At 72.7% G+C, this 9,865-nt stretch carries 9 protein-coding genes; 3 read left to right on the top strand and 6 right to left on the bottom strand.

The features are described from left to right. The 3 genes from GT045_RS34190 to GT045_RS34180 form a co-directional block, all read right to left on the bottom strand. Positions 1-963 (bottom strand): glycosyltransferase family 2 protein (locus GT045_RS34190; protein ID WP_161336564.1); only part of this gene is annotated, 963 nt, incomplete at its 3' end. Beyond that, positions 960-1,781 carry a glycosyltransferase family 2 protein gene (locus GT045_RS34185; protein ID WP_161336563.1) on the bottom strand — a complete coding sequence of 274 codons (822 nt, stop codon included), beginning with the start codon at positions 1,779-1,781 and terminating at the stop codon, positions 960-962. The genes GT045_RS34190 and GT045_RS34185, both read right to left, overlap by 4 nt. A 411-nt stretch (positions 1,782-2,192) precedes the next feature. Beyond that, complete coding sequence (locus GT045_RS34180; protein ID WP_237539096.1) at positions 2,193-2,624, bottom strand: hypothetical protein; 432 nt, start codon at positions 2,622-2,624, stop codon at positions 2,193-2,195. 294 nt (positions 2,625-2,918) lie between these two features. Here GT045_RS34180 and GT045_RS34175 point away from each other — a divergent pair, with 294 nt between their 5' ends. After that, positions 2,919-3,725 (top strand): SGNH/GDSL hydrolase family protein, encoded by an 807-nt coding sequence (locus GT045_RS34175; protein ID WP_161336562.1) that lies wholly within the window; start codon positions 2,919-2,921, stop codon positions 3,723-3,725. A 199-nt stretch (positions 3,726-3,924) separates the two neighbouring features. Here the strand turns inward: GT045_RS34175 and GT045_RS34170 are convergent, their stop codons facing one another. The 3 genes from GT045_RS34170 to GT045_RS34160 all read right to left on the bottom strand — a co-directional run bounded on the left by GT045_RS34170 (position 3,925) and on the right by GT045_RS34160 (position 8,829). Then, entirely contained in the window at positions 3,925-5,658 is a 1,734-nt protein-coding gene (locus GT045_RS34170) for a nickel transporter (RefSeq protein ID WP_345942841.1), read from the bottom strand. 5 nt (positions 5,659-5,663) lie between these two features. Beyond that, complete coding sequence (locus GT045_RS34165; protein ID WP_237539095.1) at positions 5,664-7,202, bottom strand: hypothetical protein; 1,539 nt, start codon at positions 7,200-7,202, stop codon at positions 5,664-5,666. An 85-nt stretch (positions 7,203-7,287) separates the two neighbouring features. Beyond that, a complete protein-coding gene (locus GT045_RS34160) occupies positions 7,288-8,829 on the bottom strand; it encodes a DUF4331 domain-containing protein (protein ID WP_161333836.1) in 1,542 nt (513 codons plus the stop codon). A gap of 158 nt (positions 8,830-8,987) precedes the next feature. Between GT045_RS34160 and GT045_RS34155 the strand changes: the two genes are divergently transcribed. Beyond that, on the top strand, positions 8,988-9,581 hold the full coding sequence (locus GT045_RS34155) for a sigma-70 family RNA polymerase sigma factor (RefSeq protein ID WP_161333837.1): 594 nt from the start codon (positions 8,988-8,990) through the stop codon (positions 9,579-9,581). Continuing rightward, positions 9,578-9,865 (top strand): zf-HC2 domain-containing protein (locus GT045_RS34150; protein WP_202527573.1); only part of this gene is annotated, 288 nt, incomplete at its 3' end. The genes GT045_RS34155 and GT045_RS34150, both read left to right, overlap by 4 nt.

The raw sequence follows: 9,865 nt of genomic DNA, 5'->3' as shown, positions 1-9,865 counted from the left end.
GGCCGAGGAGAACGTCGTACCGCCGCGCCGTGCCCGCAGGCTGCCCGCCGCGTAGCCGCCGGCGGCGCTCAGCACCCCGGCGACGATGGCGCCCGCGCGGCCCGCTCCGCCCGGCCGGCCGAGCAGGGCGTCCCGGACGCCACGGGCGACTCCGGCGGGCAGCACCCGGGTGGTGTACCGGCGTTCGGACTCCAGGCCCTTGGCCGCGCCGACACTGCGCGCCACCAGGGCCTTGGACAGCCCCTCGGCGTAGGTGCGGGTGCGGAAGTAGGCGAAACGCTCCCGCGGCCGGGGCACCCGGTGGTGGATCACCGCCCGGTCGTCGATGAGCAGGACGGCGTCCGGGCGGGCGCGGGAGAGGCGGATGCACAGCTCCGTCTCCTCGCAGCCCAGGGGCCGCCGGTCGCCGTCGCGGCCGATACCGGTGGCGAAACCGCCCGCCGCCTCGAACGCCGTCCGCCGGAAGGAGGCGTTGCCGCCGAGGACGTTGCGGACCCGGACCCGGCCGGGCGGCAGCCCCCGGTAGGTGCAGCCCACGACCCAGTCGAACTCCTCCGGGAACCAGTCGGGCCGCCGGCCCGACGCCCAGCTGGGCACCGTACGGCCGCCCACCGCGAGCACACGCGGGTCGGCGTACCCGGCGGCGAGGTGACGCAGCCAGTCCCGCTCGGCCACGGCGTCGTCGTCCAGGAAGGCGATCACCTCGCCGCGGGAGGCGGCGATGCCGGTGTTGCGTCCGGCGGACAGGCCGCGCGGGCCGGCGTTGGGCAGCACCCGGACGCCGTCGGCCGCCTCGAAGGCGTGGGCCAGGCGTTCGCGCAGGGCCGGGTTGTGGTCGACGACGAGGAGGGTCTCCAGCGCCGGGTACGACTGCGCGCGCACCGAGGAGACCGCCGCGAGGATGTCCTCCCAGCGGTCCTCGGTGTACACGCAGATCACGACGGAGATGCCGGGATCCGTCAAGAGACCTCTCCCTGCCCGGTGCGCAGCAGGGGGGAGTTGCGGGTGCGGCGGCGCAGGTCGCGCCGGTTGGAGCGCTCCTTGAGGATCACCTTCAGCACTCTCAGCCCGTCCCGGACGGCCCGCAGGTTGCTGGTGCCGTGGATGCGGAGGTACTCGTGGCTCGGGATCTCCTGCACCTTCAGCCCCGCCTTGACCACTCTGATGTTCATCAGCGTCTCGACCTCGAAGCCGGTGCAGTCCAGGTCGATCTTGTCCAGGCAGTGCCGCCAGAACGCGTTGTACCCGTAGCACAGGTCGGTGTAGCGGGCGCCGAACTTGCGGTTGACGACGGTGCACAACGCCCAGTTGCCGAGTTTGCGGATGAAGGTCATGTCGTCCGTGCCGCCGCCGTTGGCGAACCGCGAGCCCTTGGCGAAGTCGGCCCCGGAGACCAGGGCGGAGACGTACGAGACGATCTCGCCGCCGTCGGCCGAGCCGTCCGCGTCCACCATCACGATGATGTCGCCGCTGCACGCCTCGAACCCGGCGGTCAGGGCGTCCCCCTTGCCCTTGCCGCGCTGTCCGACGACCTTGACGTCCGGCCACAGGGAACGCGCCACCTCGACGGTGTCGTCCGTGGAGTTGCCGTCCACCAGGACCACTTCGTGGACCCAGCCCGGCAGGCTCTTGAACACGTAGGGCAGATTCTCCGCCTCGTTCATCGCGGGAATCACCACGCTCACCGGCGGAGTGATCGCCAGATGGGAGGAGATGGGCCGGTAATGGGTGGCGATCCGGGGATCTTGCCCCGAACCAGGCGAATGCAGAACGGAACTCATGCGTCTTTTTCCCTCTCGTCCGGTGGACCGCCCGCCCGGGGCGGTCCGGCTCTGTGTCCGGTTCGAAAGGGGGGTACTCGTCCGGGCGGGGCAGACGGCCCCGGACCGAAGTCCGCGGCGCTCTCCGTTTCCGCCGACGAGCTGGCAAAGCTGGCCGTGCTGCCGGGAAAAGACGGCAGCCGGTCGCGCGGCACGACTCGGTCACAGCTGCGGTCACCGAGCACGGCACCCCCCTACCGCGCCCCGCCCCGGTGACGCCACGGCCCCTGAACCCCTCCCTGGAGCCTGGTGCGACACACCGGTGCGGGTGAGATGTAGACGGTATTGACGGTTGCACCTTAAGGGCAAGAGCAGGGGATGTGCCTCACTTTCCGATTTGTTCGGCCATTAACCGGTGTTGGCCCGGCTTGTTCAGTCTTGTGTGCGATTTTCGGATATCCGTGTCCGGTGCAGGGCCGGCAAAAGGATCAGCAGGCTCAGTGCGGTCACCGCGACCACCCCGCCCCGGATCGACCAGCGGTGCACGGCCAGCATGATCTGGGCGATCAGCATGTCGGCGACCACCGCGCCGGCCAGCGCCGTGACGGCCCGGCCGAGGGGTCCGAGTCCGCGCAGCGCCACCGCGATCGCCGCGGCCGGTGCCGCGAGCAGGAACAGCAGCGCGCACGGGGCCCGCAGAGGTGAATCGGAGTCGGTGAACGCGAGCAGCGCACCGGCCGCCGAGACGGCGGTCGCGGCTCCGGCGAGCAGCGCCGGCAGGCCCCGCCCCGGCCCCGGTCGTGCCCCGTCGGCGTGTGCCTCGGCGCCGTCTGGAGAAGGTGCCTTGATACGTATGGTCCGCATGGGCCAGTTTGCCCCCTGACGCGCCGGATGCCGGGCTTCAATGTGGCGCAGCCACCGGCGGGCCGTCAAGACGACGTCCTGGCGGCACAGGTGTTCCCGGCGCCGCCCGACGGCTGTGCCTGGTGGGCGAGTTGACCGATGGTCAACCTACATGGCATGCACATGCAATAGCTGAGCCGTGAACGTCTTGGGCCGATCCTGTTGAGAGAGCAAAAGTCTTGGCATGAACACTTCCCGTCAACACGCGTAGGCGCTACGAAAGTCATGGCAGAGATCCTGCTAAAGGGAGGTTCCATGAGACGTTCCCGACTTACCGGATTCGTGACCTCGCTCCTCCTCGCCGCCGGCCTCGGTCTCACCGGGGCCGCTTCGGCGCAGGCGTCCTCGACCGCCGCGACCGGCGGTTACGTGGCGCTCGGCGACTCCTACTCCTCCGGAGTGGGTTCCGGCAGTTACATCAGCTCGAGCGGCGACTGCAACCGCAGCACCAAGGCGTACCCGTACCTGTGGAACGCCGCCCACAACCCCGCCTCCTTCGCCTTCAACGCCTGCTCGGGCGCGACGACGGACGACGTGCTCTCGGGCCAGCTCGGCTCGCTGAACTCCTCCACCTCACTGGTGTCCATCAGCATCGGCGGCAACGACGCCGGCTTCTCCGACGTCATGACCACCTGCGTGCTCCAGTCCGACAGTTCCTGCCTGTCCAAGATCAACACTGCCAGGGCGTACGTCACCAACACGCTCCCCGGCAAACTGGACACCGTCTACAACGCGATCAGCGCCAAGGCCCCGTCGGCCCGGGTGGTCGTCATCGGCTACCCCCGCTTCTACCTGCTCGGCCAGTCCTGCCTCGGGCTCTCCGAGACCAAGCGGTCCGCGATCAACGACGCGGCCGACTACATCAACACCGTCATCAAGGCCCGTGTCTCCGCCCACAACTTCGTCTTCGGCGACGTCCGCACCACTTTCTCCGGCCACGAGATCTGCTCCAGCAACTCCTGGCTGCACAGCGTCAACTGGCTGAACATCGGCGAGTCGTACCACCCGACCGCGTCCGGTCAGTCCGGTGGCTACCTGCCGGTGTTCACGAACGCCGCATGAGCCGACGGGCTCGCTCTTCCGGGTGAACTCTCCGGGCCGTTCCTCGGGCCGTTCCCCCGGTGGTCTCTCAGGGCGGGCCCGGCGGTGAGGCGGAGGCTCCGTCCGCCGGGGTCTCCGTCTCCGTCGTACAGGTCACCGAGAAGGCATCGAGGCCGACGCGACCCCGACCGGTCCCCCTCACCGGGGCCCGGTCGGCGCCTCAGCCGAGCGCGGACACGGCCCCCTTGAGCACCAGTCCCGCGCCCAGCGCCAGTACGACCAGTGCCGACGCGAGCGGCAGGGTCCGGCGCACCAGGGCGGTCAGCGGGTGACCGGTCCAGCGCGGGCGCCGGTCCAGCATGCGGGCCGCCCCCGCGCCCAGCCGTACGACCGCGAAGCCGGCGGCGGTGAGGGTCAGTGCGAGACCGGCCCCGTACGCCATGACGAGCAGCAGACCGAACCACGCCTTGCCCAGCGCTGCGGCGCCGACGAGCACGACGACGGCGGAGGGGCTGGGTACCAGACCGCCGGCGAACCCGAGCAGGATCGTGCCGCGCAGGGTAGGGGCGACGGCGTGGGTGTGGGTGTGACCGCCGTGGGTGTGGGTGTGGGTTTGCCCCCCATGGGTGTGGTCTCCATGGGCGTGGCCGCCATGGGCGTGGCCGCCATGGATGTGGCCCCCGTCGGTGTGGCGTCCGTGGGTGTGGCTGTGGTTCCCATGGGTGTGGACGTGAGCGTGGTCGTCGTGGCTGTGTGTGTGGTCTCCATGTGCGTGGTCTCCATGGGTCCGTTCCCCGTCGGTGGCGGGGTGATGGTGGTGGTGCTCGTGGCTTCGGTGGGTGGCGCCGGGGCCGGCGCCCACCGTCGCCAACTCCCTGTGCGCCACTGCGGCAGGGGGTGCGACCGCCGCGTGCGCACGGTTGCGCCAAGCCCGCCGTACGAGCGTCACACCCGCCGCCAGCACCAGGGCGCCGCCCGCCACGCCCAGCCAGGAGATCACCGTGGGCGTCGCGGCGGAGCCGGCCGTGACGAGGAGGCCGAGCGCGACCACGCCCAGGGTGTGGGTCACCGTCACCGAAGCGGCCAGCGGCAGCACGTCCCGCGGCCGGGCCCGCCCGCCGCGCGCCGCCGCCGTGGCGGCCATCAGCGTCTTGCCGTGCCCCGGCGCGAGGGCGTGCGTCGCGCCCAGGACGACCGCGACGAGCAGGGCCAGCGCCGCGAAGCCGACGGTGAGGTCCTGCCGGGCCACGAGGTCGTCCAGGGCCCGGGTCCAGCGGTCGGCGCCCCTCGGGAGCACACCGGCGCCCGGGGCCTGCTGCCGCTGCGCGTCCGCCGCGAGCGCCGGTCCGCCGGGCCGTACCCGCAGCGAGGCCGTGCCGGTGTCGGCGGGGGAGGACAGCAGATCCCCGGGGTAGGCGGTCAGCTCCCGGGAGACCGACGCCTTCGGCACGTCCGTCGCGATGAGCGTCATCCGGTCACCCCGCGCCGTGATCTCCCGCCAGCCCGGTCCCCCGGCGGCCCCGGCGCCGTGGAAGCCGACGGTGACGGTGGCACCGCGGGGAAGCGGCGCGGTCAGCCGGCACTCCACGCGGAGGGTGTGCAGTCCGGCCTGGCCGGGGCGCAGGCGCGCGCTGCTGCGGGTGGCCGTCAGAGCGGTCGCACGCCCGTCCACCCTGAGCCCGCTGCCGGCGGCCGCCCGTGCGCACCGCTGCCGGGCCCACGCCCCGAGTCCCAGCCGTTCGACCTCGGGCTCCGCCTGCGTCGCCGGGATCTCGGCGAGGTCCTCCACGTGGTCCACACGGAGCCGGCCGGGAGCGGCGACCAGGCCGTCGTAGCGGTTGACGGTGAAGTTGCCCAGCGGGTGGGCGCTCGCCGTGCCCGCCGGCAGCAGCACCAGGGCGCACCCGGCGAGCAGGACGTACAACCGACGCGGCACCCGGATCACCCGGATCACCCGGATCACTCGGACCCCTCCAGTGCCGCACGGGCCCGGGCGGCGCCCAGCGGGGAGAAGCCCGGGTTCAGCTTCAGCGCGGCGGCCAGCGAGGCGCGGCCGGCCGCCCTGTGGCCGGTGGCCAGTTCGATCACACCCCGGTGGTAGCGGAAGGCCGCGTTGCGGTAGCCGGTGGCCGTGGCCCGGCGCGCGTAGGGAAGGGCCTCCTCGTCATGACCGTTGACGTGCAGGGCCCAGGCGAGGGCGTCCGCGGTGTGCACGGTGTGCCGGCGGGCCCACTCGGCGCGGGCCGCGCGCAGGGCAGCCCGCCTGTCGCCGTGGTCGGCGGCGGCCAGCGCGGTGTCCAGGTCCGCGTCGACGCCGTTGGCACGGGCCAGCGCGATCCAGGCGTCGACCAGGGCGTACTGCCGCCGGGCCCGTGCGGTGTCACCGGCCGCGGCCCGCGCCTCGTACAGCTCGCCCAGCTCGACGAGCGGACCGGGCAGGGGGGAGCGGGCCACCACCGCCTCCATGTCCCGGATCGCCGCGGCCAGGTCTCCGCCGGCCGCCCGGGCGCGGGCCCGGCCCTCCAGCGCGGGGAGGTAGCCGTCGTCGGCGGCCAGCGCGCGGGCGTAGCAGGTGAGTGCCGTCCTGTGGTCGCCCTGGCTCCAGGCGAGTTGGCCGAGCTGTGCGGCCACGTAGGCCGTGTCGCCCGGCGAGGTGGCGGAGGCCAGCGCCTGTCCGAGGACGCGGCGGGCCGTGGTCACGTCCCCGGCCAGCTCGTGCACGTACGCGTACCGGGTGAACACCGGCACGCCCGGCCTGCGCGCGTCGGCGGTCTTCGCGGCCGCCGACGCGTCGGCGTACCGGCCGAGTTCGACCAGGGCGTCGATCCGGGACGACAGCGCGCGCTCGCTGTACGGGTTGTGCCGCAGGGCCGCGTCCGCGAGGGCCAGGGCGCCGCCGAAGTCGTGCCGGGCGGCGGCGAGGGCGGCGCGGCCGGCCAGGGCCTGGTCGTTGTCCGGTGCGAGCGACAGCGAACGGCGCAGCGCACGGTCGGCCTGCGGGTAGCGGGCCGGGTCGCCCTTGGTGCGGGCCTGCTCCACGTAGGCGAGACCGAGGGTGGCCCAGCCGCCGGAGTCCTTCGGCTGGGACCGCAGATGGGCCTGGAGCGCGGTGATGCTCGCGTCCAGGTCCGCGCCGCCCGGCACGCCGGGGTCGGCCGCGCCCACGGCCACCGGCTGCGACGCCGGGACCCGCTCGGCACCGAGCGCGAGGGCACCACCGGTCATGGCGACGGCCAGCAGGGCGGCACAGGCGAGCACCGGGGTCCCGCGCCGGCGACGCCCGAGGGCACCGTCGCCCCCGTGCACGGCGCGCACGCCGTCCTCGGTGGTGCGCCCGCCTTCCGCCCCGGCTCGCGCACCCTCCTTCCCGGCCCGCCCGCCCCCGTCGGCGGCCGCGTGGGTCCGGTCGTCGTCGGGTGAAGGCGGTGCCGGGGGAGCGTCCCCGGCCGTGCGCGCCGTCTGTCCGTGCTGCTCGTCGTCCTGCCCGCGCGGGCTCATGCCTGCTCCTCCGTCGGTCGTGCGAAGGCGCGGCCCGTCGTGGGGGGACGGGAAGCGGACCGCGCCGCTCTCGGTGATGTGCGGCTCAGTACGCGCGCTGCATGCGCCGGCGCCACCACGCGAAGGCGGTGCCGATGAGCAGGATCCCGGCCGCGCCCGAGGCCGCGGAGGCGGCGATCAGCACGGTGTCGCCGGAGCCGCCGGAGGACGGGCCGGCCGGTCGCAGGGCGTCCCCGAGCTGGCTGCGTACGTCCGTGCCCGCCGTCGTGCCCTTGGCGAGCGGGCCGCGCGAACCGGCCGTGGGCTCGGCGACGTACGGGAAGTGCTGCTCGAACTTCTTGTCGTTCTTGTCGACCGCGTCACCCAAGTCGTTCTTGGAACCGACCAGTTCGCCCTCGACCACCTGGAGCGCCTCGTCGATCACGTCGTCGGTGAGCCGACGGCCGTTCGGGAAGCCCGCGTTGTCGCCGTCCAGTACACCCAGCCGCTTGGGGTGCATGCTCGGCTTGACCGAGGTGTTCAGCCGCAGCTGCTCCGAAGCCTTCACGTTCGGCGGCTGGTTGAGCCCCTTGACACCCTTCAGGAAGACGTCGACCAGGTCGTTGCGCGGCTCCGCCGGCGCCTTGATCTTGTAGATGGACTCGATGAGCTTCGGCAGCTCGGGGTGGGTGACGTTCTTCAGGAACTGCGCGTCGTACGCGGGCTCCGAGGCGTTGAACCGGTCCTTGTCCTTCTGCGGGTTGACGACCTCGTTGACCAGCGGGTTGCCCAGGCGCGACACCTGGCTGTAGTAGCCCTGCGCGTTGCGGCGCTGAGTGGTCGACCAGATGCCGACGACCGGCTGGTGGGCGGACTCGCGGATGAGGTCGTTGGGCACCTGCACGGCGATGGTGTTGACGTTGTAACCCTTGAGGGTGTCCCGGCCGACCTCGCTGAGGTTCCCGCCGTACAGCAGGTCGAAGACCCGCAGGTCCAGGAAGAACGGGTCGTCCGCCTGTCCGGCGAAGGTCGTCGTGCCGCCCGGCGACTTGTAGACGGCCTGCGAACGGAGCTTGCCGTAGTCCGGCATGGACGCCTTGCCCACGTCGGACGGCGCGGCCGGCACGTCGTCGGCGAGCTTCGTCCTCGACATCTCGTGCCCGTTCTTCAGCCGGATGAGGTCGAGGTCGTAGGTCTGGGTGATGTTGAGGTCGGGATCGGCCAGGTTGGTGACCGCGCCCGTGTTGTAGAGGAAGGTGTTCCCGTTCTTGGTGTGGGTCTTGAACGTGTAGCGCAGCACCAGGTCGCCCTGTGCGTCACCGTTGTTGTCGATGTGCAGGTCGTACTGGGCGTCGTCGGCGAACGTGTAGAAGTTCGGTCCGCCGGCCGGGTCCTCGAAGGGGATCCAGTTCGCCACGATCGTCGTCGTGTCGGGCTTGTCCGGACTGACGAACGCGTACAGGTCGGTGTTGTCGTACTGCGGGGTGCCCGAGATCAGCGGGGCCTCGCGGTGGGAGGAGGCGAAGGCCGCCCCGGGTGCCAGCGTGGCGACCGTGGCGGCCGTGAGCCCGCCGGTGGCCAGCGCGCCGCAGATGAGCGTGACCAGACCCGCGCGTGCCGTGCCGCTCCTGGAGAAAACAGGTGTCATGCCGTCCGTCCTCAGTGCTGACTTGCCTTTGACGGACGGATATACGGAGCGGCCCCGCCGATCGGTTTGGTCCGGACGGGAGTTTCTTTTTTCCGGCCCGGGACCCGCGTTTTCGGCCCGCTGATCCGTATCACTCCGGGGAGGTGTGTGCGGTGCGGATGCGCGGTACGCGGGGAGGAGCCGGCTGCGGCCACCGGGAGGGGGCCGGCAGCCAGGCGGACGACCTGCTGGTGCTCGTGGCGGACGGCGACCAGAGGGCGTTCGAGGAGCTGTACGCGGTGGTGTCCGGGCCGTTGTACGGGCTGGTACGACGGGTGGTGCGCGATCCCGCCCAGTCCGAGGAGGTCGCCCAGGAGGTGCTGCTCGAACTGTGGCGCTCCGCCGCCCGGTTCGACCCCCGCCGGGGCAGCGCCCTGTCCTGGATCCTGACCCTCGCCCACCGCCGCGCCGTCGACCGGGTGCGCAGCGCCCGGGCGGCCGGGGAGCGCGAGCAGCGCGAGGCCCTGCGCGCCGGGGAACCCGCGTTCGACCAGGTCGCCGAGGAGGTCGAGGCCGGTCTGGAACGGGAGTGGGTGCGCCGCTGCCTGACCCGGCTCACCACCCTGCAACGCCAGTCGGTGACCCTGGCCTACTACGACGGTTACACCTACCGGGAGGTGGCCGAACGGCTCTCGCTGCCGCTCGGCACGGTCAAGACGCGGATGCGCGACGGACTCACCCGGCTGCGCCAGTGCCTGGGAGGCGCCGCATGAGCATCCTCGGCGGACTCTCGCGCGGCGAGGACCGGCACTCCCTCGCCGCCCCCTACGCGCTCGACGCCCTCGACCCGGACGAGCGGCGCCGCTTCGAGAAGCACCTGGCACGCTGCGACCACTGCGCCGCCGAGGTGCGTGACCTCGCCGAGGACGCGGTCCGGCTCGCCTGGTCCGCCGCGGCCCCCGCGCCCGCCGCCCTGCGCGACCGGGTGCTGGCCGCCGTACGCGCCACCCCGCAGGAGCCGGCACCGGCCGGGAACCGTGCCGCCCCGAGGGAACCG

Source organism: Streptomyces sp. SID486, from assembly GCF_009865385.1.
GTDB lineage: Bacteria > Actinomycetota > Actinomycetes > Streptomycetales > Streptomycetaceae > Streptomyces.
This window is presented reverse-complemented; position numbering and strand designations above follow the sequence as displayed.

Coding starts and splice junctions, on each gene's coding strand:
- GT045_RS34185 (WP_161336563.1), bottom strand. CDS start 1,781: ATGAGTTCCGTTCTGCATTCGCCTGGTTCGGGGCAAGATCCCCGGATC.
- GT045_RS34165 (WP_237539095.1), bottom strand. CDS start 7,202: ATGAGCCCGCGCGGGCAGGACGACGAGCAGCACGGACAGACGGCGCGC.
- GT045_RS34155 (WP_161333837.1), top strand. CDS start 8,988: ATGCGCGGTACGCGGGGAGGAGCCGGCTGCGGCCACCGGGAGGGGGCC.
- GT045_RS34160 (WP_161333836.1), bottom strand. CDS start 8,829: ATGACACCTGTTTTCTCCAGGAGCGGCACGGCACGCGCGGGTCTGGTC.
- GT045_RS34180 (WP_237539096.1), bottom strand. CDS start 2,624: ATGCGGACCATACGTATCAAGGCACCTTCTCCAGACGGCGCCGAGGCA.
- GT045_RS34175 (WP_161336562.1), top strand. CDS start 2,919: ATGAGACGTTCCCGACTTACCGGATTCGTGACCTCGCTCCTCCTCGCC.